The organism is Pseudomonas sp. G1002 (genome assembly GCF_013385455.1).
In the GTDB taxonomy this organism is placed as follows: Bacteria; Pseudomonadota; Gammaproteobacteria; order Pseudomonadales; family Pseudomonadaceae; genus Aquipseudomonas.
Window position 1 is genome coordinate 24,533 of the sequence record NZ_JACAPY010000005.1, and the last position, 25,594, is coordinate 50,126.

At 58.7% G+C, this 25,594-nt stretch carries 32 protein-coding genes; 25 read left to right on the forward strand and 7 right to left on the reverse strand.

The features are described from left to right. The first annotated feature begins 22 nt into the window (after window positions 1-22). The 19 genes from rplN to bfr all read left to right on the forward strand — a co-directional run bounded on the left by rplN (window position 23) and on the right by bfr (window position 11,016). Window positions 23-391, forward strand: a complete 369-nt coding sequence (gene rplN, locus HX801_RS01880; RefSeq protein ID WP_002555479.1) for a 50S ribosomal protein L14 — start codon at window positions 23-25, stop codon at window positions 389-391. Between the two features lie 11 nt (window positions 392-402). Next, window positions 403-717, forward strand: a complete 315-nt coding sequence (gene rplX / locus HX801_RS01885) for a 50S ribosomal protein L24 (RefSeq protein WP_007896770.1) — start codon at window positions 403-405, stop codon at window positions 715-717. Between the two features lie 20 nt (window positions 718-737). Further along, entirely contained in the window at window positions 738-1,277 is a 540-nt protein-coding gene (gene rplE, locus HX801_RS01890) for a 50S ribosomal protein L5 (RefSeq protein WP_003210069.1), read from the forward strand. A gap of 13 nt (window positions 1,278-1,290) precedes the next feature. After that, entirely contained in the window at window positions 1,291-1,596 is a 306-nt protein-coding gene (gene rpsN / locus HX801_RS01895; RefSeq protein ID WP_003176414.1) for a 30S ribosomal protein S14, read from the forward strand. 208 nt (window positions 1,597-1,804) lie between these two features. After that, on the forward strand, window positions 1,805-2,197 hold the full coding sequence (rpsH, locus tag HX801_RS01900; RefSeq protein ID WP_003186040.1) for a 30S ribosomal protein S8: 393 nt from the start codon (window positions 1,805-1,807) through the stop codon (window positions 2,195-2,197). A 12-nt stretch (window positions 2,198-2,209) separates the two neighbouring features. Then, a complete protein-coding gene (rplF, locus tag HX801_RS01905) occupies window positions 2,210-2,743 on the forward strand; it encodes a 50S ribosomal protein L6 (RefSeq protein ID WP_003176412.1) in 534 nt (177 codons plus the stop codon). Window positions 2,744-2,753: 10 nt separating this feature from the next. Continuing rightward, on the forward strand, window positions 2,754-3,104 hold the full coding sequence (gene rplR / locus HX801_RS01910; RefSeq protein WP_003186037.1) for a 50S ribosomal protein L18: 351 nt from the start codon (window positions 2,754-2,756) through the stop codon (window positions 3,102-3,104). A 3-nt stretch (window positions 3,105-3,107) separates the two neighbouring features. Continuing rightward, the gene (gene rpsE, locus HX801_RS01915) at window positions 3,108-3,608 is read left to right on the forward strand and encodes a 30S ribosomal protein S5 (protein ID WP_003186035.1); all 501 of its coding nucleotides are present in this window, start codon (window positions 3,108-3,110) and stop codon (window positions 3,606-3,608) included. Window positions 3,609-3,610: 2 nt separating this feature from the next. After that, the gene (rpmD, locus tag HX801_RS01920; protein WP_003186033.1) at window positions 3,611-3,787 is read left to right on the forward strand and encodes a 50S ribosomal protein L30; all 177 of its coding nucleotides are present in this window, start codon (window positions 3,611-3,613) and stop codon (window positions 3,785-3,787) included. Between the two features lie 4 nt (window positions 3,788-3,791). Further along, on the forward strand, window positions 3,792-4,229 hold the full coding sequence (gene rplO / locus HX801_RS01925; protein WP_003210066.1) for a 50S ribosomal protein L15: 438 nt from the start codon (window positions 3,792-3,794) through the stop codon (window positions 4,227-4,229). Further along, on the forward strand, window positions 4,230-5,558 hold the full coding sequence (gene secY / locus HX801_RS01930; protein ID WP_003210064.1) for a preprotein translocase subunit SecY: 1,329 nt from the start codon (window positions 4,230-4,232) through the stop codon (window positions 5,556-5,558). A 27-nt stretch (window positions 5,559-5,585) separates the two neighbouring features. Further along, on the forward strand, window positions 5,586-5,702 hold the full coding sequence (gene rpmJ / locus HX801_RS01935; RefSeq protein WP_002555468.1) for a 50S ribosomal protein L36: 117 nt from the start codon (window positions 5,586-5,588) through the stop codon (window positions 5,700-5,702). Window positions 5,703-5,831: 129 nt separating this feature from the next. Further along, window positions 5,832-6,188 (forward strand): 30S ribosomal protein S13, encoded by a 357-nt coding sequence (gene rpsM / locus HX801_RS01940; RefSeq protein WP_003210063.1) that lies wholly within the window; start codon window positions 5,832-5,834, stop codon window positions 6,186-6,188. Window positions 6,189-6,218: 30 nt separating this feature from the next. Further along, on the forward strand, window positions 6,219-6,608 hold the full coding sequence (rpsK, locus tag HX801_RS01945; protein ID WP_002555466.1) for a 30S ribosomal protein S11: 390 nt from the start codon (window positions 6,219-6,221) through the stop codon (window positions 6,606-6,608). A gap of 18 nt (window positions 6,609-6,626) precedes the next feature. Next, the gene (rpsD, locus tag HX801_RS01950; RefSeq protein ID WP_003210056.1) at window positions 6,627-7,247 is read left to right on the forward strand and encodes a 30S ribosomal protein S4; all 621 of its coding nucleotides are present in this window, start codon (window positions 6,627-6,629) and stop codon (window positions 7,245-7,247) included. A gap of 22 nt (window positions 7,248-7,269) precedes the next feature. Continuing rightward, window positions 7,270-8,271 (forward strand): DNA-directed RNA polymerase subunit alpha, encoded by a 1,002-nt coding sequence (rpoA, locus tag HX801_RS01955; protein ID WP_003176403.1) that lies wholly within the window; start codon window positions 7,270-7,272, stop codon window positions 8,269-8,271. A gap of 41 nt (window positions 8,272-8,312) precedes the next feature. After that, window positions 8,313-8,699: a 50S ribosomal protein L17 gene (gene rplQ, locus HX801_RS01960; protein ID WP_003210053.1), complete on the forward strand. Its 387-nt coding sequence runs from the start codon at window positions 8,313-8,315 to the stop codon at window positions 8,697-8,699. A gap of 248 nt (window positions 8,700-8,947) precedes the next feature. Next, window positions 8,948-10,396 carry a catalase gene (locus HX801_RS01965; RefSeq protein WP_008436430.1) on the forward strand — a complete coding sequence of 483 codons (1,449 nt, stop codon included), beginning with the start codon at window positions 8,948-8,950 and terminating at the stop codon, window positions 10,394-10,396. A 155-nt stretch (window positions 10,397-10,551) separates the two neighbouring features. After that, on the forward strand, window positions 10,552-11,016 hold the full coding sequence (gene bfr, locus HX801_RS01970; protein ID WP_003210048.1) for a bacterioferritin: 465 nt from the start codon (window positions 10,552-10,554) through the stop codon (window positions 11,014-11,016). Window positions 11,017-11,084: 68 nt separating this feature from the next. Here bfr and uvrA read toward each other — a convergent pair whose 3' ends face one another. Next, a complete protein-coding gene (gene uvrA, locus HX801_RS01975) occupies window positions 11,085-13,919 on the reverse strand; it encodes an excinuclease ABC subunit UvrA (protein ID WP_003210046.1) in 2,835 nt (944 codons plus the stop codon). Between the two features lie 178 nt (window positions 13,920-14,097). Here uvrA and HX801_RS01980 point away from each other — a divergent pair, with 178 nt between their 5' ends. Both HX801_RS01980 and HX801_RS01985 read left to right on the forward strand, forming a co-directional pair. After that, window positions 14,098-15,492: an MFS transporter gene (locus HX801_RS01980; RefSeq protein ID WP_003210044.1), complete on the forward strand. Its 1,395-nt coding sequence runs from the start codon at window positions 14,098-14,100 to the stop codon at window positions 15,490-15,492. Window positions 15,493-15,501: 9 nt separating this feature from the next. Then, window positions 15,502-16,020, forward strand: coding sequence for a single-stranded DNA-binding protein (locus HX801_RS01985; protein WP_003210042.1), 519 nt, complete (start codon window positions 15,502-15,504; stop codon window positions 16,018-16,020). A gap of 91 nt (window positions 16,021-16,111) precedes the next feature. Here HX801_RS01985 and HX801_RS01990 read toward each other — a convergent pair whose 3' ends face one another. Further along, entirely contained in the window at window positions 16,112-17,020 is a 909-nt protein-coding gene (locus HX801_RS01990; protein ID WP_177021468.1) for a LysR family transcriptional regulator, read from the reverse strand. Between the two features lie 103 nt (window positions 17,021-17,123). On the opposite strand from HX801_RS01990, the gene tam reads away from it, so the two are divergent. After that, entirely contained in the window at window positions 17,124-17,885 is a 762-nt protein-coding gene (gene tam / locus HX801_RS01995) for a trans-aconitate 2-methyltransferase (RefSeq protein WP_177021469.1), read from the forward strand. A 12-nt stretch (window positions 17,886-17,897) separates the two neighbouring features. Here tam and HX801_RS02000 read toward each other — a convergent pair whose 3' ends face one another. Beyond that, on the reverse strand, window positions 17,898-18,449 hold the full coding sequence (locus HX801_RS02000) for a cysteine hydrolase family protein (RefSeq protein ID WP_008436449.1): 552 nt from the start codon (window positions 18,447-18,449) through the stop codon (window positions 17,898-17,900). Between the two features lie 95 nt (window positions 18,450-18,544). Here HX801_RS02000 and HX801_RS02005 point away from each other — a divergent pair, with 95 nt between their 5' ends. The 3 genes from HX801_RS02005 to HX801_RS02015 all read left to right on the forward strand — a co-directional run bounded on the left by HX801_RS02005 (window position 18,545) and on the right by HX801_RS02015 (window position 21,548). After that, complete coding sequence (locus HX801_RS02005) at window positions 18,545-19,525, forward strand: GlxA family transcriptional regulator (RefSeq protein ID WP_102605436.1); 981 nt, start codon at window positions 18,545-18,547, stop codon at window positions 19,523-19,525. A gap of 171 nt (window positions 19,526-19,696) precedes the next feature. Further along, on the forward strand, window positions 19,697-20,806 hold the full coding sequence (locus tag HX801_RS02010; RefSeq protein ID WP_177021470.1) for a DUF3182 family protein: 1,110 nt from the start codon (window positions 19,697-19,699) through the stop codon (window positions 20,804-20,806). Then, window positions 20,796-21,548 (forward strand): S9 family peptidase, encoded by a 753-nt coding sequence (locus HX801_RS02015; RefSeq protein WP_003210032.1) that lies wholly within the window; start codon window positions 20,796-20,798, stop codon window positions 21,546-21,548. Before HX801_RS02010 ends, HX801_RS02015 begins: the two co-directional genes overlap by 11 nt. Here HX801_RS02015 and HX801_RS02020 read toward each other — a convergent pair. The 4 genes from HX801_RS02020 to HX801_RS02035 are packed head-to-tail and all read right to left on the reverse strand — an operon-like array spanning window position 21,535 to window position 25,487. Further along, a complete protein-coding gene (locus HX801_RS02020; protein WP_177021471.1) occupies window positions 21,535-22,515 on the reverse strand; it encodes a lysylphosphatidylglycerol synthase domain-containing protein in 981 nt (326 codons plus the stop codon). The two genes, HX801_RS02015 and HX801_RS02020, sit on opposite strands and share 14 nt — an antisense overlap. Then, window positions 22,493-23,791, reverse strand: coding sequence for a cardiolipin synthase ClsB (gene clsB, locus HX801_RS02025; protein WP_177021472.1), 1,299 nt, complete (start codon window positions 23,789-23,791; stop codon window positions 22,493-22,495). Before clsB ends, HX801_RS02020 begins: the two co-directional genes overlap by 23 nt. Continuing rightward, window positions 23,788-24,564, reverse strand: a complete 777-nt coding sequence (locus HX801_RS02030; RefSeq protein ID WP_003210026.1) for an endonuclease/exonuclease/phosphatase family protein — start codon at window positions 24,562-24,564, stop codon at window positions 23,788-23,790. Before HX801_RS02030 ends, clsB begins: the two co-directional genes overlap by 4 nt. Continuing rightward, window positions 24,561-25,487 carry a DUF72 domain-containing protein gene (locus tag HX801_RS02035; RefSeq protein WP_102605439.1) on the reverse strand — a complete coding sequence of 309 codons (927 nt, stop codon included), beginning with the start codon at window positions 25,485-25,487 and terminating at the stop codon, window positions 24,561-24,563. Before HX801_RS02035 ends, HX801_RS02030 begins: the two co-directional genes overlap by 4 nt. Window positions 25,488-25,594: the final 107 nt, after the last annotated feature.

Here is a 25,594-nt window from a genome sequence, read left to right on the forward strand (position 1 = left end):
GACTAGGGGTCGGAGAAATTATATGATTCAGACTCAATCCATGCTCGATGTGGCCGATAACAGCGGCGCACGCCGCGTTATGTGCATCAAGGTGCTGGGTGGCTCCCATCGTCGTTACGCTGGTATCGGTGACATCATCAAAGTTACCGTGAAGGAAGCAATTCCTCGCGGTAAAGTGAAAAAAGGCCAAGTGATGACTGCTGTTGTAGTCCGCACTCGTCACGGCGTACGCCGTGCAGATGGCTCCATTATCCGCTTTGATGGCAACGCTGCTGTTCTTCTGAACAACAAGCAAGAGCCGATCGGCACCCGTATCTTTGGGCCAGTGACCCGTGAACTTCGTACTGAGAAGTTCATGAAGATCGTCTCGCTCGCCCCAGAAGTGCTGTAAGGAGATCCGACATGCAAAAGATTCGTCGTGACGACGAGATCATCGTGATCGCCGGCAAAGACAAAGGTAAGCGCGGTAAGGTGCTGAAGGTTCTTGCTGATGACCGTCTGGTCGTTGGTGGTCTGAACCTGGTCAAGCGTCATACCAAGCCTAACCCGATGTCGGGCGTACAAGGCGGTATCGTCGAGAAAGAAGCGCCACTGCACGCTTCTAACGTCGCCATCTTCAACGGCGAAACCAACAAGGCTGACCGCGTTGGTTTCAAAGTAGAAGACGGTAAGAAAATTCGTGTCTTCAAGTCGACCCAAAAAGCGGTTGATGCTTGAACACTGCTAGGTAGAAGACCATGGCACGACTAAAAGAGATTTACCGGAAGGAAATCGCACCGAAACTTAAGGAAGAACTTAAGCTTTCGAACGTGATGGAAGTTCCGCGCGTTACCAAAATCACCCTGAACATGGGTCTGGGCGAAGCGATCGGCGACAAAAAAGTCATCGAGCACGCTGTTGCTGACCTGGAAAAGATCACCGGCCAAAAAGTCGTTGTGACCTACGCTCGTAAATCCATCGCTGGCTTTAAAGTCCGTGAAGGATGGCCGATCGGCGTCAAAGTGACTCTGCGCCGTGAGCGTATGTACGAATTCCTGGATCGTCTGCTGTCGATCTCCCTGCCTCGGGTCCGCGACTTCCGCGGCCTGAATGCCAAGTCCTTCGATGGTCGTGGTAACTACAGCATGGGCGTTAAAGAGCAGATCATCTTCCCGGAAATCGACTACGACAAGATCGATGCTCTCCGCGGTCTGGACATCACCCTGACCACCACTGCCAAGAACGATGATGAAGGCCGCGCTCTGCTGCGTGCGTTCAAATTCCCGTTCCGCAACTGATTGGAGTAGGACCATGGCCAAGATGAGCATGAAAAACCGCGAGCTGAAGCGTCAGCTCACGGTTGCCAAGTACGCCAAGAAGCGTGCAGCACTGAAAGCAATCATCGTTGATCTGAACGCAAGTCCAGAAGCGCGTTGGGAAGCTACAGTTGCTCTGCAGAAGCAGCCACGTGACGCAAGCGCTTCGCGCATGCGTAACCGCTGCCGCCTGACCGGTCGTCCACACGGCGTTTACCGCAAGTTCGGCCTCGGCCGTAACAAACTGCGTGAAGCGGCAATGCGTGGTGACGTACCAGGTCTGGTTAAAGCCAGCTGGTAAGTACGTTCGAAGTCTCGGTGGCCAGGATCGCAAGATACTGACCACCGGTGGCCTAGAATCTGGAACAAGCCCCTTTTGGGGCTTGTTTCATTTCCGGAGTGTGTCTAAAATACGCGGCTCGCCTGAGCCCGTGTGTTTTGTGCTCGGAGATTCTCGGCGACACGTAATGGCCGCAAGGCTAATTTTTTTGTATTAGGAGCGTCTAGCCATGAGTATGCAGGACCCGTTAGCGGACATGCTAACTCGTATCCGTAATGCCCAGATGGCTGAAAAGTCCGTCGTAAGCATGCCATCTTCCACGTTGAAGGTTGCTGTTGCCAAAGTCCTGAAAGACGAAGGCTACATTGCGGGTTATCAGATCAGCAGCGAAATCAAACCACTGCTGTCCATCGAGCTGAAGTACTTCGAAGGCCGTCCGGTCATCGAAGAAGTGAAGCGCGTTAGCCGTCCAGGCCTGCGTCAGTACAAGTCCGTTGATGATCTGCCAAAAGTTCGTGGCGGTCTCGGTGTGTCTATCGTCTCCACCAACAAAGGTGTGATGACGGATCGTGCTGCGCGCGCTGCCGGTGTCGGCGGCGAAGTTCTTTGCACTGTGTTCTAAGGGGGGATAAGCATGTCACGCGTCGCTAAGAACCCCGTTAAGCTGCCAGCCGGTGTCGAAGTAAAATTCGCAGGCCAACAGCTTTCGGTGAAGGGTGCCAAGGGCACTCTGGAACTGAACATCCATTCGTCCGTTGAGATCGTTGAAGAAGCTGGTGAGCTGCGTTTCGCTGCTCGCAATGGCGATCAACAAACTCGCGCAATGGCCGGTACCACTCGTGCGTTGGTAAACAACATGGTCCAAGGCGTAAGCCAAGGCTTCGAGCGCAAGCTCCAGCTGGTCGGTGTTGGTTACAAAGCGCAAGCAAAAGGCACGGTTCTGAACCTGGCCCTTGGCTTCTCGCACCCAGTGGATTACGAACTGCCGGAAGGCATCACCGCTGAGACCCCTAGCCAAACCGATATCCTGATCAAGGGTATTGATAAGCAGCTGGTAGGTCAGGTGGCCGCTGAGATCCGCGACTTCCGTCCACCAGAGCCGTACAAAGGCAAAGGTGTGCGCTACGCGGACGAAGTCGTCCGTCGTAAAGAAGCCAAGAAGAAGTAGGGCATAGCAAATGACCGACAAAAAAGTTACTCGACTGCGTCGCGCTCGCAAAGCACGCCTGAAAATGCACGAACTCGAAGTCGTGCGTCTCTGCGTGTTCCGCTCGTCGCAGCACATCTACGCCCAGGTCATCTCGGCCGACGGCAACAAAGTCCTGGCAAGCGCCTCGACTTTGGATAAAGAACTGCGTGATGGTGCCACTGGCAACATCGACGCGGCCACTAAGGTTGGCCAGCTGGTCGCTACGCGTGCTAAGGCCGCCGGCGTCTCGCAAGTGGCTTTCGACCGCTCTGGCTTCAAGTACCACGGCCGCGTGAAAGCGCTGGCTGATGCTGCTCGTGAAGCTGGGCTGGAGTTCTAAGTTATGTCAAATAACGACCAAAAGCGCGACGAAGGCTACATTGAGAAGCTGGTTCAAGTTAACCGCGTAGCCAAAACCGTTAAAGGCGGCCGTATCTTCACTTTCACCGCGTTGACCGTGGTAGGTGATGGTAAAGGGCGCGTTGGCTTCGGCCGTGGCAAGTCACGTGAAGTGCCTGCTGCGATCCAGAAGGCAATGGAAGCTGCTCGTCGCAACATGATCCAAGTTGATCTGAACGGCACCACTCTGCAGTACGCAATGAAGTCCGCTCACGGCGCTTCGAAGGTGTACATGCAGCCTGCCTCTGAAGGTACCGGTATCATCGCTGGCGGCGCTATGCGTGCTGTCCTCGAAGTTGCTGGCGTTCAGAACGTTCTGGCCAAGTGCTACGGCTCGACTAACCCGGTAAACGTGGTTCACGCCACTTTCAAGGGTTTGAAAGCAATGCAGTCTCCTGAATCCATTGCCGCCAAGCGTGGCAAAAGCGTCAAGGAGATCTTCTGATCATGGCTACCGTTAAAGTAACGCTGATCAAAAGCATGACCGGCCGCATCCCTAACCACAAATTGTGCGTTAAGGGTTTGGGTCTGCGTCGCATCGGTCACACTGTAGAAGTACTTGATACTCCCGAGAATCGCGGGATGATCAACAAGGCTTACTACATGCTGCGTGTCGAGGGTTAATTCGATGAAACTCAATGATCTGAGTCCAGCGCCGGGTTCCCGTCGCGAAAAGCATCGTCCGGGCCGTGGTATCGGTAGTGGTTTGGGCAAGACCGGTGGCCGTGGCCACAAAGGTCAGTCCTCCCGCTCCGGTGGCACCATCGCTCCAGGCTTTGAAGGCGGTCAACAGCCGCTGCATCGTCGCCTGCCGAAGTTCGGTTTCGTTTCCCTGAAAGCCATGGACCGCGCAGAAGTGCGTCTGTCCGAGCTGGCCAAAGTGGAAGGCGACATCGTTACCGTGCAGACCCTGAAAGATGCCAACGTGATCAACGTCAACGTACAGCGTGTGAAAATCATGCTGTCCGGTGAAGTGACTCGCGCTGTCACTATCGGCAAGGGAATCGGCGCCACCAAAGGTGCGCGTTCGGCTATCGAAGCAGCTGGCGGCAAGTTCGAGGAATAAATGGCTAAGCAAGGTGCTCTCTCAGCGCTCGGCAAAGGCGGTATGTCTGAACTTTGGGCTCGTCTGCGTTTTCTGTTCCTGGCGATTATCGTCTACCGAATAGGCGCACACATCCCGGTTCCAGGTATCAACCCGGACCGACTCGCAGACCTGTTTCGACAGAATGAGGGGACCATTCTTAGCTTGTTCAACATGTTTTCCGGCGGCGCGCTGGAACGGATGAGCATCTTTGCACTGGGGATCATGCCGTACATCTCGGCATCGATCATCATGCAACTGATGACCGCCGTCAGTCCGCAGTTGGAGCAGTTGAAGAAGGAAGGTGAAGCTGGCCGTCGCAAGATAAGCCAGTACACCCGCTACGGCACTGTCATCCTCGCCCTGGTCCAGGCTATCGGCATGTCCGTTGGCCTGGCCGGGCAGGGTGTTGCGTTCACTGGTGACTTTGGCTTCCATTTCGTCGCGGTATCCACATTTGTGGCTGGTGCGATGTTCATGATGTGGCTGGGTGAGCAGATTACTGAGCGTGGTGTTGGTAACGGTATCTCGATGTTGATTTTCGCAGGTATCGTTGCCGGTCTTCCGAGAGCGATTGGGCAGTCTTTCGAGTCTGCACGTCAGGGTGATATCAATATCTTCGCCCTGGTTGCCATCGGTTTGTTGGCAGTAGCGATTATCGGTTTTGTGGTGTTCATTGAGCGTGGCCAGCGTCGTATTGCTGTTCACTACGCCAAGCGTCAGCAGGGCCGCAAGGTCTTTGCCGCGCAGACCAGCCACCTGCCGCTGAAAGTGAACATGGCCGGGGTTATTCCTGCCATTTTCGCGAGCAGCATTTTGCTGTTTCCGGCTTCGTTGGGTGCCTGGTTCGGTCAGTCTGAAGGTATGGGCTGGTTGCAGGACATCTCGCAGTCGATCGCTCCTGGTCAGCCGTTGAATATTCTGCTGTTTAGTGCAGGGATTATTTTCTTCTGCTTCTTCTATACGGCGTTGATGTTCAATCCGAAAGACGTAGCGGAAAACCTGAAGAAGTCCGGTGCCTTTATTCCGGGTATTCGTCCAGGTGAGCAGTCTGCGCGCTACATTGATGGCGTTCTGACTCGCTTGACCATGTTCGGTGCTCTATATATGACGGCCGTCTGCCTGTTGCCCCAGTTCCTGGTGGTTGCAGCAAACGTTCCGTTCTACCTTGGCGGGACCTCGTTGCTGATCGTCGTCGTGGTTGTGATGGACTTCATGTCCCAAGTACAATCGCACCTCGTTTCGCACCAGTACGAATCCCTGATGAAGAAAGCCAACCTGAAGGGTTACGGCAGCGGCATGTTGCGCTGAGTACCCATAAGGTTCGAGGAGTTGGTGATGAAAGTTCGTGCATCGGTGAAAAAGCTGTGCCGTAACTGCAAGATTATTCGCCGCGAAGGTGTTGTTCGAGTAATTTGCAGCGCGGAACCGCGTCACAAACAGCGCCAAGGCTGAGTGTGATCCGCTTGAAGCCCGGCAGCTAGTGCGCTGCCGGGTTGATTATTTGTTATTACAGCGATATTATCTCGCGCCCTATTTCTTGGCTTCCGGGGCGTAGGTAGCTGTCAATTGGAGTCCCACTGAATGGCCCGTATTGCAGGCGTTAACATTCCAGATAACAAGCACACTGTTATCTCGCTGACCTACATCTATGGTGTTGGTCGCACTACTGCGCAGAAAATTTGCGCAGATACTGGGGTAAACCCAGCCGCAAAGATCAAGGATCTGAGCGACGAGCAGATTGAGCTGTTGCGTGGCGAAGTGGCGAAGTTCACCACTGAAGGTGACCTGCGTCGCGAAATCAACATGAAAATCAAGCGTTTGATGGACCTCGGTTGCTACCGTGGTCTGCGTCATCGTCGTGGTCTTCCAGTACGCGGTCAGCGTACCAAGACTAACGCGCGTACCCGTAAAGGTCCGCGTAAGCCGATCCGCAAGTAATCGCCCACGCGAATCGACAGGAAATTAATCATGGCAAAACCTGCTGCTCGTCCTCGTAAAAAAGTTAAAAAGACAGTGGTTGATGGCATCGCCCACATCCATGCATCTTTTAACAACACAATCGTGACCATCACCGACCGTCAAGGTAACGCGCTTTCTTGGGCTACCTCCGGTGGTTCGGGTTTCCGCGGTTCCCGCAAGTCCACCCCGTTTGCTGCTCAAGTAGCTGCTGAACGTGCTGGTCAAGCTGCGCTGGAATATGGCCTGAAAAACCTCGACGTCAACGTCAAAGGTCCAGGTCCAGGTCGTGAGTCTGCTGTCCGTGCATTGAACGGCTGTGGCTATAAGATCGCCAGCATCACCGACGTGACGCCAATCCCGCACAACGGGTGCCGTCCGCCGAAGAAGCGCCGCGTGTAATCCAGGAGATTGTAAAGAATGGCTCGTTACATTGGTCCAAAATGCAAACTCGCTCGTCGTGAAGGCACCGATCTCTTTCTGAAGAGCGGCGTGCGCGCGATCGAATCGAAGTGCAACATTGAAGCAGCACCTGGTATCCACGGCCAACGCCGCGGTCGCCAGTCCGACTACGGCACCCAACTGCGTGAAAAGCAGAAGGTCCGTCGTATCTACGGCGTTCTCGAGCGTCAGTTCAGCGGCTACTACAAAGAAGCTGCTGGCAAGAAAGGTGCAACCGGTGAAAACCTGCTGCAACTGCTCGAATGCCGTCTGGACAACGTTGTATACCGTATGGGCTTTGGTTCGACTCGTGCCGAATCCCGTCAGCTGGTATCGCACAAATCCGTCAGCGTAAACGGCCAAACCGTTAACGTCCCGTCGTACCAGGTTCGTGCTGGTGACGTGGTCGCGATTCGCGAGAAAGCAAAAAATCAACTTCGCATTGTCCAAGCTCTCGATCTGTGTGCCCAACGTGGCCGCGTAGAATGGGTAGAAGTAGACACTGAGAAGAAGTCGGGCGTTTTCAAGAACGTTCCTGCTCGCAGTGATCTGTCCGCCGACATCAACGAAAGCCTGATTGTCGAGCTCTACTCCAAGTAAGGGCTAGAAAATAGGTGCATCCATGCAGATTTCGGTAAATGAGTTCCTGACACCCCGTCACATTGATGTGCAGGTTGTCAGTCCAACCCGCGCCAAGATCACTCTCGAGCCTCTCGAGCGTGGTTTTGGCCACACCCTGGGCAACGCGCTGCGCCGCATCCTGTTGTCCTCAATGCCCGGCTGTGCAGTAGTCGAGGCCGAGATTGACGGTGTGCTCCACGAGTACAGCGCCATCGAAGGTGTACAGGAAGACGTAATTGAAATCCTGTTGAACCTTAAAGGTCTGGCTATCAAGCTGCACGGCCGTGACGAAGTTACGCTGACCTTGTCGAAGAAGGGTTCGGGGGTGGTTACCGCTGCCGATATTCAGCTGGATCATGATGTCGAGATCGTTAATCCCGATCACGTAATCGCTAACCTGGCGTCTAACGGCGCCCTGAACATGAAGCTCACCGTAGCTCGTGGTCGTGGTTATGAACCGGCCGACTCGCGTCAGAGCGATGAAGACGAAAGCCGCAGCATTGGTCGCTTGCAGCTCGACTCTTCGTTCAGCCCGGTTCGCCGTATCGCATACGTGGTGGAAAACGCCCGTGTCGAACAGCGTACTAACCTGGACAAGCTGGTTATTGATCTGGAAACCAACGGTACTCTGGATCCTGAAGAGGCTATCCGCCGCGCTGCAACCATTCTGCAACAGCAGTTGGCTGCGTTCGTCGACCTCAAGGGTGACAGCGAACCAGTGGTAATCGAGCAGGAAGACGAGATCGATCCGATCCTGCTTCGCCCGGTTGACGATCTGGAACTGACTGTACGTTCGGCTAACTGCCTTAAGGCGGAAAACATTTACTACATCGGTGATCTGATTCAGCGCACCGAAGTAGAACTGTTGAAGACTCCGAACCTGGGCAAGAAATCCTTGACTGAAATCAAGGACGTTCTGGCCTCCCGCGGTCTGTCCCTCGGCATGCGCCTCGACAACTGGCCGCCTGCAAGTCTTAAGAAGGACGACAAGGCGACTGCCTGATCGTCGTAATCACCGAACGTGAGTTTGGTAAGGAATGAACCATGCGTCATCGTAAAAGTGGTCGTCACCTGAGCCGTACCAGCTCGCACCGTAAGGCTATGTTCCAGAACATGGCGGTGTCGCTGTTCGAGCACGAGCTGATCAAAACTACACTGCCGAAAGCTAAAGAACTGCGTCGCGTTGCTGAGCCGCTGATTACTTTGGCCAAGACAGACAGCCTGGCTAACCGCCGTCTGGCTTTCGACCGTACTCGTTCGAAAGCTATCGTTGGTAAGCTCTTCAACGACCTGGGCAAGCGTTACGCTACCCGTGAGGGTGGCTACCTGCGCATCCTCAAGTGCGGTTTCCGCGCTGGTGACAACGCGCCTATGGCGTACGTTGAGCTGATCGATCGTCCAGTTGGCGGTGAAGCTGTATCCGCTGAGTGAGACGTCAGTCTGTAACGAAGAACCGGGCCTAGTGCCCGGTTTTTTGTGCGCGTTGGAAAACTGGAATTACCTCGAGCGAATACACGTTCAGCCCGTGCAGCAACTTTTGATATCCGTTCGGATGGATCGTTAGTTAATTTCTATCGGTGGGTATGATTTAATAAATTTGATGGTGTCATCTTCCTGATCAATAATCGCTCCAAGCCGATTAGCCGGCAGTTCCAAGACTGACCTGAGGAAGATTGAGCATGAGCCAGAATAAAACCCTTACTACCGCCAGCGGCGCACCTGTCGCGGATAACCAGAATTCCCGTTCCGCCGGTCCACGCGGCCCGCTGCTGCTCGACGACTTTCACCTGATCGAGAAGCTCGCTCACTTCAACCGTGAAAACATTCCTGAGCGTCGTGTACACGCCAAAGGCTCGGGCGCTTACGGTACCTTCACCGTCACTCAAGACATCACGCAGTACACCAGCGCCAAGCTGTTCGATTCTGTGGGCAAGCAAACTCCGACTTTCCTGCGCTTCTCCACGGTGGGTGGCGAGCGTGGTTCGGCTGATACTGAGCGCGACCCGCGTGGTTTCGCGTTGAAGTTCTACACCGAAGAAGGCAACTGGGACATCGTTGGTAACAACACCCCGGTGTTCTTCATCCGCGACCCGCTGAAGTTTCCTGACTTTATCCACACCCAAAAGCGCCTGCCGCAAAGCAACCTGAAAAGTGCACAGATGATGTGGGACTTCTGGTCGCACTCCCCTGAGGCGCTGCACCAGGTCACCATCCTGTTTTCGGACCGTGGCATCCCGGACGGCTACCGTCACATGCACGGCTTCGGCAGTCACACCTACAGCTTGATTAACGCCAAAGGTGAGCGCCACTGGGTGAAGTGGCACTACAAGACCAAGCAAGGTATCAAGAACCTGGCGCCGGCTGACGCTGCACGCCTGGCCGGTACCGACCCTGATTACGCTCAGCGCGATCTGTTCGGTGCTATTGAGCGTGGTGACTTCCCGAAATGGCGCGTGTGCATTCAGATCATGACTGAGGCCCAGGCCAACGCTCACTACGAAAACCCGTTCGACGTGACCAAGACCTGGTCGCAGAAAGAGTTCCCGCTGATCGAAGTGGGTGAGCTGGAACTGAACCGCAACCCGCTGAACTACTTTGCTGAAGTTGAACAGGCGGCTTTCGGTCCAAGCAACATGGTCCCGGGTGTTGGCCTGTCGCCAGACCGCATGCTGCAAGGGCGCGTGTTCGCTTACGCCGATGCCCATCGCTACCGCGTAGGTACCAATCACCAGCAACTGCCGGTGAATGCGCCACGCAGCCCGGTCAACAGCTACCAGCGTGATGGTTCGATGGCATTCGGCTCCAATGGTGGTGCGGCCCCCAATTACGAGCCAAACAGCTACGCCGATGCGCCGAAGCAGGCTCCTCAGTATGCCGAGCCAGCCTTGGCCCTGAGCGGTGCGGCTGATCGTTACGATCACCGCGAAGATACCGACTACTACAGCCATGCCGGTGCGCTGTTCCGCCTGATGAACGATGAGCAGAAAGCCCTGCTGATCAACAATATCGCCGGCGCAATGGCGGGTGTTTCCAGCGACGTGGTGCAGCGCCAGTTGCAGTACTTCTTCAAGGCCGACCCGGCTTATGGAGAAGGGATCGCATCTGCACTGGGTGTATCGCTTAACTGACTCTAAACGATAAGCAGAACCGCCCTCATTTGGGCGGTTTTTGCGTTATTTAAGCTACTTTTCACCGGAAATCTTCACTTTTCTGCCGTTGGTCCCGTGACCTCCGGGTCATCATGGTTCAAACTACAGACTTTCAAGCAGGGAGATGTAGGGCGATGCAAGGTCACCCCGACGTAATCGATTACCTCAACACGTTGCTGACGGGCGAACTGGCAGCTCGTGACCAATATTTCATTCACTCGCGGATGTACGAAGACTGGGGCTTTACCGAGCTCTACGAGCGTATCAACCATGAAATGGAAGAAGAGGCACAGCACGCCGACGCACTGATGCGCCGTATCCTGATGCTCGAAGGCACGCCCCGTATGCGTCCCGACGACCTGGATACCGGCACCACGGTGCCTGAGATGCTCGCCAGCGACTTGCGCCTTGAGTACAAGGTCCGTGCCGCGCTCTGCAAGGGCATTGAGCTCTGCGAGCAGCACAACGACTACGTCACGCGGGAAATCCTGCGGGTGCAGTTGAATGACACCGAAGAGGATCACACCTACTGGCTGGAAAAGCAGTTGGGCCTGATCAAGCTGATTGGCCTGGAGAATTACCTGCAATCGCAGTTCTGATTCCTCCAGCTACTAAAAAGCCCCTGTCACTTATACGGTGACAGGGGCTTTTTCGTGGGGCTGAACAATCAGTCCTTGTCGCGAGCCAGCAGAGGCTTGAGGTAGAAGCCGGTGTGAGACTGCTTCATCTCCGAGACTTGCTCCGGTGTGCCGACCGCAATGATCTGCCCACCTTTGGAACCGCCTTCCGGCCCCAGGTCCACCAGCCAGTCGGCGGTCTTGATCACATCCAGATTGTGCTCGATCACTACCACCGTATTGCCGTGGTCACGCAGGCGATGCAGCACATCCAGCAATTGCTGAATATCCGCGAAGTGCAGGCCTGTGGTCGGCTCGTCGAGGATGTACAGCGTCTTGCCGGTATCACGCTTGGACAGCTCGCGAGACAGCTTGACCCGCTGGGCCTCGCCACCCGACAGCGTCGTCGCCGACTGACCCAGCTTGATATACGACAGGCCAACATCCATCAGTGTCTGCAGCTTGCGCGCCAGGGCCGGTACCGCGTCGAAGAACACCCGCGCTTCCTCGATCGTCATCTCGAGGGTTTCGTGAATGCTCTTGCCCTTGTACTTGATCTCCAGAGTTTCGCGGTTGTAGCGCTTGCTCTTGCACACGTCGCACGGCACGTAGATGTCCGGCAGGAAGTGCATCTCCACCTTGATCAAGCCATCGCCCTGGCACGCTTCGCAGCGGCCGCCCTTGACGTTGAACGAGAACCGGCCAGGCCCGTAGCCACGGGAGCGCGATTCCGGCACGCCGGCGAACAGCTCGCGAATCGGCGTGAACAGCCCGGTGTAGGTAGCCGGGTTGGAGCGCGGTGTTCGGCCAATCGGGCTTTGGTCGATATCGACCACCTTGTCCAGGTGTTCCAGGCCCTTGATGCTGTCGTGAGCGGCGGCTTCCAGGGTGGTCGCGCCGTTCAGCGCAGTGGCACTCAACGGGAACAGCGTGTTGTTGATCAGCGTTGATTTGCCCGAACCGGATACACCGGTCACACAGGTCAGCAGGCCCAGCGGGATCTCCAGGTCGACATTGCGCAGGTTGTTGCCACGCGCGCCCTTGAGGTGCAGTGCCATCTTCTTGTTGCGCGGCGTGCGTTTGGCCGGCACGGCGATCTTCACGCGACCCGACAGGTACTTACCGGTCAGCGAGTCAGGATGCGCCATCACTTCAGCCGGCGTGCCCTCGGCGACAATATGCCCACCGTGAACACCCGCTCCCGGGCCGATATCGACCACATAATCGGCCAGGCGAATCGCGTCTTCATCGTGCTCGACCACGATCACCGTATTGCCGATGTCCCGCAGGTGCTTCAGCGTGCCCAGCAAGCGGTCGTTGTCCCGTTGATGCAATCCAATCGACGGTTCATCGAGGATGTACAACACGCCCACCAGGCCGGCACCGATCTGGCTGGCCAAGCGAATCCGCTGGGCTTCACCGCCGGAAAGCGTGTCGGCACTGCGGTCCAGCGACAGGTAGTCCAGGCCCACGTTGACCAGGAACTGCAGCCGTTCACGAATCTCCTTGAGGATCTTGTCGGCAATTTCCCCGCGGCGGCCCGTCAGTTTCAGCGTGCCGAAGTATTCGCAGGCATCGCCAATCGGCAGGTTGGTCACTGCCGGCAGGGTCTTCTCGCCAACCCACACATGCCGCGCCTCACGGCGCAGGCGTGTGCCACGGCAATCCGGGCAAGGCTGGGTGCTGAGGAACTTGGCCAGTTCCTCGCGCACGCTGGCGGACTCCGTCTCGCGGTAGCGCCGCTCCAGGTTCGGCACGATGCCTTCGAACGGGTGCGAGCGTTTGACGATATCGCCACGGTCGTTCAAATACTTGAAGTCGACGTTCTGTGAACCGCTGCCGTGCAGGATGAATTTCTGCTGTTCGGCGGGCAGTTCGTTGAACGGCACTTCCAGGCTGAACTTGTAGTGCGAAGCCAACGAACCCAGCATCTGGAAGTAATAGACGTTACGCCTGTCCCAGCCACGTATCGCACCCTCCGCCAGTGTGAGGTCACCGTTGACCAGGCGCTTGATGTCGAAGAATTGCTTAACCCCCAGGCCATCACAGGTCGGGCAAGCGCCGGCCGGGTTGTTGAAGGAAAACAGCTTCGGTTCCAGCTCGCTGATGGCATGACCGCAGATCGGGCAGGCGAAGCGCGCGGAGAAGATGATTTCTTCCCCGGGTTCATCGTCCATCGGCGCCACCAGGGCAATGCCGTCTGCCAGCTTCAGCGCGGTCTCGAAAGACTCCGCCAGGCGCTGCTGCAAGTCGGCACGCACCTTGAAGCGGTCGACGACCACATCAATCGAGTGCTTTTTCTGTTTATCCAGCTTCGGCGCTTCGTCCAGCTCGTAGAGCTTGCCGTTGATGCGGGCACGCACGAAACCCTGGGCACGCAGTTCTTCAAAGACCGAAAGGTGTTCACCCTTGCGCTCGCGAATCACCGGTGCCAGCAGCATCAGCTTGGCGCCCTCCGGCTGGGCCAGCACCAGGTCGACCATCTGGCTGACGGTCTGGGCTTCCAGGGGAATGTCGTGGTCCGGGCAGCGGGGAATACCCACGCGGGCATACAGCAGGCGCAGGTAGTCGTAGATCTCGGTGATGGTGCCCACGGTGGAACGCGGGTTGTGGGAGGTGGATTTCTGTTCGATGGAAATCGCAGGCGACAGGCCTTCAATGGTGTCGACGTCGGGCTTTTCCATCATCGACAGGAATTGGCGGGCATAGGCCGACAGGGATTCCACGTAGCGGCGCTGGCCTTCGGCGTACAGCGTGTCAAACGCCAGGGACGACTTGCCGGACCCGGACAAGCCGGTGATGACGATCAGTTTGTCCCGTGGCAGGGTCAGGTCGATGTTCTTCAGGTTGTGGGTTCGAGCCCCACGAATCAGGATCTTGTCCAAGATGGCCTCGCACGGCGGGCGTAAATAATGCAGGAGTATACGGCTAAAGACTGGATGAATATACACTGTCAAAGTGCCGGGTGCAGCCTTACATGAAAGCTGCGCGGCAAAGCGCCGCATATACCCTCTCAATCGATGGGACTGGTAGAATCGCCGCCGGTTCACACGAGGTTTATCCATGCACGATCCCCACAGCGAACGCATGAGTGGCAGCGAGACCCGCGCAGCAAGCGGTCTGGCCCTGGTGTTCGCATTCCGTATGCTTGGCATGTTTATGGTGTTGCCGGTGCTGGCAACCTATGGAATGGATCTCGCAGGAGCGACCCCGGCCCTGATCGGCCTGGCGATTGGCGCCTATGGCCTGACCCAGGCGCTGTTTCAGATTCCGTTCGGCGTCATTTCCGACCGCATCGGCCGCCGGCCGGTGATCTACCTCGGCCTGATCGTCTTCGCCCTGGGCAGTGTGCTTGCGGCCAATGCCGACTCTATCTGGGGCGTGATCGCCGGACGCGTCCTGCAAGGCGCCGGCGCGATTTCCGCCGCCGTCATGGCACTGCTCTCCGACCTGACCCGCGAACAACACCGTACCAAGGCCATGGCGATGATCGGCATGACCATCGGTCTTTCGTTCGCCGTGGCGATGGTAGTCGGCCCGCTGCTGACCCGCGCGTTCGGCTTGCACGGTCTGTTCCTGGCCACCGGTGGCATGGCGCTGTTCGGCATCGTGATTGTCGCCTTCATGGTTCCGCATTCCACGGGGCCGTTGCAGCACCGTGAGTCGGGCGTCGCCAAGCAGGCATTGCTGCCGACACTCAAGCACCCGGACCTGTTGCGCCTGGATTTGGGTATCTTCGTATTACACGCAATGCTGATGTGCAGCTTCGTCGCCTTGCCCCTGGCCCTGGTACAAAAAGCCGGGCTGCCCAAGGAGCAGCACTGGTGGGTGTACCTGACCGCGCTGCTGATTTCGTTCTTCGCCATGATCCCGTTCATCATCTACGGCGAGAAGAAACGCAAAATGAAACGAGTTCTGCTGGGCGCCGTCGCGACATTGATGCTCACTGAGCTATTCTTCTGGCAGTTCGGCGACAGCCTGCGGGCGCTGGTGATCGGCACGGTGGTGTTCTTCACCGCGTTCAACCTGCTGGAGGCTTCACTGCCTTCGCTGATCAGTAAGGTTTCACCGGCCGGCGGCAAAGGCACGGCGATGGGCGTGTATTCCACCAGCCAGTTCCTCGGTTCTGCACTGGGCGGGATCATGGGCGGCTGGATGTTCCAGCATGGCGGTTTGTCGGTTGTGTTCCTGGGATGCGCAGGTCTGGCTGCCCTCTGGCTAGCCTTTGCTGTTACCATGCGCGAACCTCCCTATGTGACGAGCCTGCGCTTGCCGTTATCGCCCGAAGCGATCCGCGAAGCCGGTCTGGTCGAGCGCCTTAAGGCCGTTGTTGGGGTTACGGATGCTGTGGTTGTTACTGAAGAAGCCGCCATCTACATCAAATTGGACACCGAATTATTGGATCGCGCGACGCTCGAGCAACTGGTCAACCCAGTGCCGACAGCGCGCCCAGCCTAGGAGAACGTTATGGCCCGTGGGGTTAACAAAGTCATATTGGTCGGTACATGCGGCCAGGATCCCGAAGTTCGCTACTTGCCGAACGGTAACGCCGTGACCAACCTGAGTCTGGCGACCAGCGAGCAGTGGACCGACAAGCAAACCGGCCAGAAGGTCGAGAAAACCGAATGGCACCGTGTGTCGATGTTCGGCAAGGTTGCAGAGATCGCCGGTGAATACCTGCGCAAAGGTTCGCAGGTCTACATCGAAGGCAAGCTGCAAACCCGCGAGTGGGAAAAAGACGGCATCAAGCGTTACACCACTGAAATCGTGGTCGACATGCAAGGCACCATGCAACTGCTGGGCGGCCGTCCACAGGGCGACCAACAGGGCCAGGGCGGCATGTCCAACTCGGCACCGCGTCCACAGCAGCAGTCCCGTCCGCAGCCAACCCAGCAGCCACAGCGTGAGTCGCGTCCAGCGCCACAGCAGGCCGCTCCTCAGCCGGCAGCCGACTTCGACAGCTTTGATGACGATATTCCGTTCTAAGGTCGCTTGAGACCCAGAACTGTCGCGTAACACCAGAAAACCCCCGGTGGCCTTGGCCCCGGGGGTTTTTCATTGCGGACACGGCAATCCGCTAAACGTCAGTAGAAGCGGCGCTCACCACCAACTCCCGAAACCTCTCCAATACCGACGACGTATCACCTACCCGGGTAGCCAGGTGCAACGGCGCCACCAGGCTCCGGCACTCCGAAAGCTCGCGATAAACAATCCCGTCGCCCCGCAACCGTTGCATTGAGGCAGGCACAATCGAAACCCCAAGCCCCGCAGCCACCAGGCTCAACGTCGCCGTCATGCGCGGCGCCTCTTGCACAACCTGCGGGCTGAAACCCGCTTCTCGACACGCCACCAGAATCGCGTCATACAACCCAAGCCCCACCCGGCGGCGATACAGCACAAACGCCTCGGTGGCCAATGCCGCCAATGGCAGCGGCGTCGACGGGTTGATAGCCAGTGGATGATCGGTAGGCAGCGCCAGCAACATTGGCTCTACCAGAATTGGCTGGTCCTGCAACGCCTGCGTCCCGCTCAGCGGCGAGCGAATGAACGCCGCGTCGAGCTTTTCGTGCAGCAACGCGTCCAGCAGTTCACCGGTACCGGCTTCTTCCAGTACCACTGAAACGCCGACAAAGGTTTCCCGAAACAGGCGCAGTACGCTGGGCACAAACGGATGCAAGGCGGCAGAGCTGGTGAAACCAATCGCCAGGCGTCCGCGTTCACCTCGGGCAGCGCGGCGCACAATGTCGGCCACACCATCGACGCTGGCCAAGATATGCCGCGCCTCCTCCAGCAAGGCCAGCCCCGCAGTGGTCGGGCGCACGCCTCGTGGCAGGCGCTCCATCAGCACCACACCCAACTCGGCTTCAAGACTTTGCAACAGGCGGGTCAGCGGCGGTTGCTGCATGCCCAGTCGTTCTGCCGCGCGGGTGATATAGCCTTCTTCGGCAATCGCGACGAGGGCCCTGAGCTGCCTGAGTTCCAGCATAGGAATACTTTTCAGGTATGGGAGATGATCAATCCTGGCATTTGTTCTCATGGATCACAAGATTTAGGCTGTCCTCACTCCTCACAGAAGAAGGAATGCCGCAATGACCTGGTCAGCCAAGCAATACTCGATGTTCGAACAACAGCGCACTCGTCCCGTCCGGGATCTGGTAGCGGCCATCCCTGAGGGTGATGTGCGCACCGCCGTCGACCTGGGTTGCGGCCCGGGCAATTCGACTGAAGTCCTGGCTGAGCGCTTTCCGCAGGCAGTGGTCACCGGCATGGACAGTTCCGATGACATGCTGGTCGACGCCCGCAAGCGCCTGCCCGCGTTGAACTTCGAATTGGCTGATATTGGCGCCTGGAACCCGGCGCAGAAATTCGACGTCATCCTCGCCAATGCATCGCTGCAATGGCTGCCTGATCACGCCACGCTGTATCCGCATTTAGTCAATCAACTGACTCCCGGCGGCACCCTGGCGGTGCAGACGCCCGACAATCTTGACGAGCCGGCCCACAAGCTGGCGCGGGAAGTCGCGGCGGACGGCCCGTGGGCCGCAAAAATCGGCAGCGTCAAACACAATGAACGCCATACCGCGAGCTACTACTTTGAGTTGCTGAGCCAACACTGTTCCACCGTGGATGTATGGCGCACCACTTACCACCATCCGCTGGCAGGTTCTGCCGCGGTGGTGGAGTGGTTCAAGGGGTCGGCATTGCGTCCGTTCCTGGCGCCCCTGACCGAGTCAGAAAAGGGCGCCTTCCTCGACGAGTACCTGGCGCGGATCACCAAGGCTTATCCAGCGCTGGCCGATGGCACTGTGTTGCTGCCGTTTCCGCGCCTGTTCATCATCGCTACCCGGTAAGCGCGGAGAAGGTCAATCGGCGGACAAGAACTGTTCCGCCGATACCACGCTCGCATAAGCAAACCCCAGCGACGACATAAACGCCGCATGCACCTGGGCTGCCGGCACGACGCTGCCATTGAATTCCAGGTCCCGCGTGGCGCAGGCATCGTGGATCACCGTCACGGTGTAGCCCAGGTCCGACGCCGCGCGCACCACGCCGTCGATGCACATATGGCTCATGCTGCCCACCACCACCAGTTCGGTGATGCTGCGTTGTTCCAGCAGGGCCCGCAGGTTGGTTTCGCGGAACGCATTGACGAAATGCTTGAGCACCACCGGCTCGTCGGCCTGGTTCAGCACCTTGGGGTGCAGGTGTGCACCTTCCGAGCCCGGGGTGAAGAAGGGGGCATCGTCGGAGGTGAATTCGTGGCGTACGTGAATCACCGTATCGCCTGCCTGGCGAAATGCCTGTAGCACTTGCTGCGCCTTGTCTGCCGCCGCGTCCACTCCGTCTAGCGGCCACTTGCCCTGGGGGAAGTAGTCGTTCTGGATATCGATTAGGATGAGCGCTTGCTTGGCCATGTTGGTTTCCTTGTGAGGGTTGATGCGTCCAGTATCCTGGCTGGCGTGACGCCTGGGGATTGGCCGCACCGACAATAACAGAGGGAAAACTGACAATGGCGATCGTCGAGCTCGGCGTGCTGATCTACAGCGGTGCGCAAATGGCCGCCGTGCATGGCTTGACCGACCTGTTCGCGGTCGCCAACCGGATTGCGACCGAGCATCAGTCCGAGCAACTGCCGTCCCTGCGCATCAGCCATTGGCAGGCTGAAACAGGCGGTGCGCCGACCCGTGTATTCGATAGCGAGCCCGGTAGCGGGGATAGGTTGACGGCCTTGCTTATTCCACCCTCCATTGCCGGCTTTTCCGAGGGCCAGGCGTCCGCCGAATTGCTGGATTGGCTGCGCCAGCAACATCGCTCCGGGACCATTCTGGGCGGGGTGTGCGTAGGTTCGATCCTGATGGCGGAAAGCGGCCTGTTGGACGGTCGCAGCGCCACCACGCACTGGACGTCGGCGAAAACCTTCGCCGCCCGTTATCCGGCGATTCGCCTGGAAGCCGACAAACCCATCGTCGACGACGGCGACTTGATCACCACCGCCGGCCTCATGGCCTGGTCCGAATTGGGCCTGCGCCTGGTGGACCGTTTGCTCGGCCCGAGCATCGCTGCCAGCACCGCGCGTTTCCTGGTGATCGAACACAGTGACAGCGCCAGTGAGTGCGGCAGTAACTTTGCGCCGATCCTTGCCCATGGCGACGCTGCGATTCTCAAGGTGCAACATTGGCTGCAGGCCAGCGGTGCGGTGGATGTTTCGTTGGCTGCCATGGCGCAGGAGGCGGGACTTGAGGAACGCACCTTCCTGCGACGGTTCCGCGCCGCCACCGGTTTGAAACCCACCGAATATTGCCAGCACCTGCGTGTCGGCAAGGCGCGCCAGATGCTCGAGTTCACCAACGGCACGATTGATCACATCGCCTGGACCGTGGGGTATCAGGACCCCGGCGCCTTCCGCGCCACCTTCAAGAAAATCACCGGGCTGGCGCCAAGTGATTACCGCAGCCGTTTCGGCGTGACGCCCTCTAAGGCGCAAGCCTGAATCGTGCAGAACGCCGCGACACCTTGAGCATTTCGTGCAGAATAAAACAGGCCAAGTGCTATCGCTTTTTCCGCAACTGATTGATTCCCCGCGCGTTTGGATAAATGCCGCCTTGGCTTGATCCCTGCAACCGTCTCCCTACACACATGGCAGAACAGCCAAGGGGGACGCATGACCCCGACAAATCGCAAAAAAATCGTGGTGGCGCATTCAATCCGTCCGCAAGCGCCACTGCACGAAGTGGAGACCAACCGCGCCCTGGCCCGTTGGCTGGCGCACGTCCTCGGGCTCAAATATGGCGGCAGCTATAACCCTGAGCAGCACAGTGGGCGCGACCTCTATCTATTGCCCACTCAGACGCTGGTTGGCGCGGCACAGGCGCGGCAATTCGGCGTCAAAGGCCCTGAGGATCTGTGGGGCGGCTACGTCGATCACGATTTCATCTGCACCAAGGCCATCAGCCACGGTTTGCTGAATAAAAACGCGGTTGCGCCCGAAGGCTGGTCGCCGCTGTTTTCCGAGCGCATCCGCAATGTGGTGCTGGATGGGTTGAGTGTGCACGCCCTGGCAGATGCGCGGCCGGCGGCGACCCATTTGCTGTACACCGGGCCGATCCGTCTCAAGCCCGTGCATGCCTGCGCCGGTCGCGGCCAGGAAGTGATCCGCAGCCTCGACGAGTTCGACGCCATCCTCGCGCGCCCTGATGCGGCGCAATTGTTCAGCGACGGCGTGGTGCTGGAGCAGGACCTGAGTGACGTGGTCACCCACAGTGTCGGCCAGAGCTTTATCGGCGATCACGTCATCAGCTACTGCGGCGATCAATACCTGACCCGGGACGGGCAGGGCGAAGAGGTCTATGGTGGTTCCAACCTGTTGGTGGTCCAGGGCTACTACGAAGACCTGCTCAAGCTCGACCTGCCCGCTGACGTGCGCCTGGCCATCCAGCAAGCGCAGGTCTTCGATAACGCGGCGGATGAGGCCTATCCCGGGTTCTACGCCTCGCGGCGCAATTACGACATCGCCCAGGGCCTGGACAGCGACGGCCAACGCCGCAGCGGCGTGCTCGAGCAGTCCTGGCGCATGGGCGGGGCCAGCAGCGCGGAAGTCGCGGCGCTGCAAAGCTTCGTCAACAACCCCGGGCTGCGGGCGATTTATGTCTCGTCGGTAGAAACCTACGTCGATCAGCCGCTGCCGGCTGACGCGATCGAGGTGTACCGGGGCCCGGCAGAAAACAGCGACTTTCTTCTCAAGTACGTGACGGTCAAATCCTATGACGGCTAGAAGCGAAACCATTGCCATTGATATCGACGACGAACAGATGAGCGGGACCTTCCTCAGTCCCAAATCGAAAGTACCGGGGGTGTTGTTTGTGCACGGCTGGGGCGGGAGCCAGGAGCGTGACCTGGAACGCGCCAAGGGTATCGCCGGGCTCGGTTGTGTATGCCTTACATTCGACCTGCGCGGCCATGCCGGCAACGGCATTCCGTTGTCCCGCGTCACCCGCGAAGACAACCTGCGCGACCTGCTCGCGGCCTACGACCGCTTGCTGTCACACCCGGCCATCGACACCTCGGCGGTGGCGGTGGTAGGCACCAGCTACGGCGGTTACCTGGCCGCCATCCTCACTTCGCTGCGCCCGGTGCGCTGGCTGGCTTTGCGGGTGCCGGCGCTGTACCGCGACCAGGAATGGCTCAAGCCCAAGCGCGATCTGGACAAGGCCGACCTGATGGATTATCGCGGCACTTTTGTGCACGCTGAAACCAATCGCGCCCTGCATGCTTGCGCGGCGTTTACCGGTGATGTGTTGATCGTGGAGTCAGAGACCGACGACCACGTGCCCCACGCCACCATCATGAGCTACCGCGCCGCCTGCCAGCAGACGCATTCGCTGACTCACCGGATTATCGACGGTGCGGATCATTCCCTGAGTGATCCGGTTTCCCAGCAGGCCTACACCTCGATCCTGGTGGACTGGATTACCGAGATGGTGGTGGGCGAGCGCTTGAGCATCATCCAGTCGTAGGCGTTTTCTTCACGCGCAATGCCTTGGCCTTGGCTTCGACCGCGAGGTACATCACCAGGGCCACCAGCAGCGGCAGGATGAAGTAGATTGCGCGGTAGGCGATCAGCCCCGCGAGCAGACTGCCGCGGGACGCTTCGTGCTGCAGCAAGGCAATGAACACTGCCTCCAGCACACCCAGCCCTGCCGGGATATGCGTGACCACCCCGGCAATGCTGCTGATCAACAACACCCCGAGCACCACGGGGTAATCCAGCTGCTTGGGCAGCAGGGTAAAAATCACTGCTGCCATCAGCGACCAGTTCAGCGCGCCGAGCGCCAACTGCAACACTGCCATGCGCAGCGACGGCAGGCTGATTTCAATCCCGCGTATCGACCATGCACGCTTTTTCGACAAGCGACAGGCCAGCAAGTAACCCAGGCTCGCCAGTACCAACAGCACGCCGACGCCTTGCAACGCACCGCTGCTGAGCTTCCACCCCGGCGGCAATGTCACCAGCCCGCTGCTGAATACCGCGCCGGCAATCGCCATGTAGCCGAACCAGTTGGTGGCCAGGCTCAAGCCGAGGATCTTCGCGATGTTCCCGCTGCTCACCCCGAGTCGGGAATACAACCGATAGCGCATGGCGATGCCCCCAACCCACGCGCTCAGGTTGAGGTTGAACGCATAGCTGATGATGCCCACCGGCAAAATCTGCTTCCAGCCCAACGGCTGGCGGATGTAGGTGCGGCCGATCAGGTCGAAGCACGAATACACCAGGAAACTGCACAGGGTCAGCGCACCCGCGATGAGCAGCGTGCGCAGCTTGAAGTCGCCCAGGGTGTCGAGCACTTCGCTCCAGTCGATACGCCGGGCGAGCAGGGTGAACAACACGATCAGCACCAGGAAAAACACCACCGTCAGCGGTTTTTTCCAGCGTTTCAAGAAGCCGGGGCGAGCGCTTTCTTCAGCGATGCGAGCTTGGGTCATGATTCGCACGCTCCTCAAGAACGAAGGGTTTCAACCTCGGCTTGTGGGCCGGCAACCAGCCGGTCCACGACGGAAAATGCCGCAGCACATGGAACACCACGAAACCCACGGTCACCCTCCAGAACCAGCCGCGAGGCGCGCGGTTTTCCGGCATGGTCTTGCAGTGGTTCTGGCTCAGATATTCCAGGCGCTCGAACAACTGCTGGTTGAAGGCACGATCACGAACCAGCACATTCGCCTCCAGGTTCAGCGACAGGCTCAGCGGGTCGAGATTGCTCGAACCCACCGTGCTCCACTCTTCATCCACCAGCGCCACCTTGCCGTGCAACGGACGCTGGCAGTACTCGTGGATCACCACGCCTTCCTTGAGCAAATAGTCATAGAGCATGCGTGCCGCCAGCTTGGCCAGCAGCACATCCGGCTGGCCCTGCATGATCAACTGCACGTGCACGCCGCGCCGCGCGGCATTACGAATTTCCCGCAGCAGGCGGTAGCCGGGAAAGAAATAGGCGTTGGCGATCACCACCCGCCGCTCGGCCTTGCGCAGGGCGTGCAGGTAGGCCTCTTCGATATCGGTACGGTGTTGCAGATTGTCCCGGTAGATCAGCCGTACCAGGCCATCGCCTTCGCCGGCAGTCCATGGCGACGGGCGTTGCTCGCGCCGCCAGCCGCGCCGCTTGCGCACACGCCGGCCACTTTGTGCGAGGGCGAAATGATGCAGGTCGGCGACTGCCGGGCCCTGCACCTGCACGGCATAATCCTGCTTGGCCTCGGGGCCGAAATCCCCCAGGTGATCCGCCGAGAAATTGATCCCGCCGATAAACGCCACACTGGCATCCACCACCACAATCTTGCGGTGCAAGCGGCGAAACCAGTTGGTGCGAAAACCCAATGTCTTGCTCGCCGGGTCGAACATCTGCACGGTCACGCCGGCCTGGCTCAATTCGCTGAGAAACCCCGGTGTCAGCTCACCACAACCAAAGCCATCGAGGCTGGCGACGACCTTGACGCCACGCTGCGCCGCCTCGATCAAAATGCCTTTGAGCTCGTGGCCGACCTTGTCTTCGAAAAGGATAAAGGTCTCCAGCAAGATCTCCCGCTGGGCCTGGCGCATCGCCTCGAACACTTTGGGAAAGTAGGCCTCGCCGTTCTCCAGCAACTCGATCTGGTTACCGCTTTGCCAGCCGTAATCCAGGTCCCGGGCCACGGCATCGTCCGGCGGTTGGTCGGTCGCGATGTGTTCCACCGCGACCTTTTCCAGTGGTGCGCTGTTCATAACTCGATCTCCACCGACAGCGGCGCATGGTCCGACAAGTGTGACCACGGGCGGCTGGTCAGGACTTGGGGCTGATGCACCTTGAGGTTGCGCACATAGATGCGGTCCAGCGGCAGCAGCGGCAGGCGCGCCGGGAAGGTGCGGGCCGGCTTGCCGTGGGTTTCGATAAACACTTCCCGCAGCCCGCAGTGGGCGAGATCGGCGCGCTGGCGCCAGTCATTGAAATCACCGGCGACAATCACCGGCGCGTCGGCGGGAATCTCGGCGACCCGCTGCGCGATCAGGCGCAGTTGCTGCTGGCGATGGACTTCCCGCAGCCCCAGGTGCACGCAGATGGCATGCACGTCCTGCACGTTGCCCGGCAAGCGCAGCACGCAATGCAGCAGCCCGCGACTTTCGTGGCCGCTCTGGGAGATGTCGAGATTGTCGTAGCGGATGATCTGGAATTTCGACAGCAACGCATTACCGTGGTCGCCATGGGGATACACCGCGTTGCGACCGTAGGCGTATTGCGGCCAGATACTGTCGGCGAGGAACTCGTATTGCGGCATGCTCGGCCAGTTACTGTAGCGCTTGGGGTGGCGTTCATGGGTGCCGTGGATTTCCTGAAGGAACACCACGTCGGCGGCCACACTGCGAATCGCCTCCCGCAACTCGGGCAATATGAAGCGCCGGTTGAGCGCGGTGAAGCCCTTGTGGGTATTGACCGTCAGCACCCTGAAGCGGGTGATGGTTTCGGTGGGCGTGGTTGGCATCAGCTCCGGATGGGTCATGGCAACACCCCCGTGTCCGGCAACTTGCCGGGTTCGGTGGCCAGTGCCTGGTCCAGGCCAAAACGCTGCAGTAATTGGCGCGCATCGAAGGGCGCGCGCACCTTGATGTCGTTATCGAAATAGCAAAACACCTCGCGTTGCTTGCGGGCGCGGGGTTTGTGCTTCGGGTCGATCAACTGTGCATCGGCGGGTTGTTTGCCGTGGCTCCAGCGTTCGATGCGATCGCCCCAGCGCTTGAGCGCTTCGGACGTATAGCCGCTGGCATACAGCGCTTTGTCCCCATGCAGGCGCAGGTACACAAAGTTGGCCGTGACGTCTTCCAGGTAGGGCCACTTGCCGGCTGTGTCCGCCACCACCAGGGCCACGCCGTGCTTGTCGAGCATCTCGACAAATTCCGGCACGGCGAAACTCTTGTGGCGAATCTCCACCGCATGGCGCAGCGGCTTTTTACCGTGGGCTTGCAGGCTCGCCTTGCCGTTCAGGCGCGGCTCATGCTCGCGGGCGAGGGCGGCGGCCTGCTGGGTAGTAGTGGGTAATTCGGCGAGAAAGGCTTCAAACAACGGCGGGTCGAATTTGAAACTGGGCGGGAACTGCCAGAGGATCGGCCCGAGCTTTTCCTTGAGTTCCAGCACCCCGGAGGCGAAGAAATTCGCCATCGGCTTGTGCACCTCCCGCAGCCGCAGGATATGCGTGATATAGCGTGGCGCCTTGACGCTGAACACAAACCCTTCAGGCGTGTCGCCATACCATTCGGCATAGCGCTTGGGTGTTTGCAGCGCGTAGAACGAGCCGTTGATCTCGATGCTGTTGACCGCCCGTGAGGCAAACTGCAGCTCGCGCTTCTGGGTCAGGCCCTCGGGGTAGAAATCCCCCCGCCAGGGCGTGTAGCGCCAGCCGGAAATGCCGATATGAATCGCGGCCATGATGACTCCCGTGGGTTAACTGTGTGGTGACCTCCGTTTTAGGGTGACTATGATGATCGGGAGAAAGTTTCGACGGTCCTACAGACGGCACCTCTCAAAATGTGGGA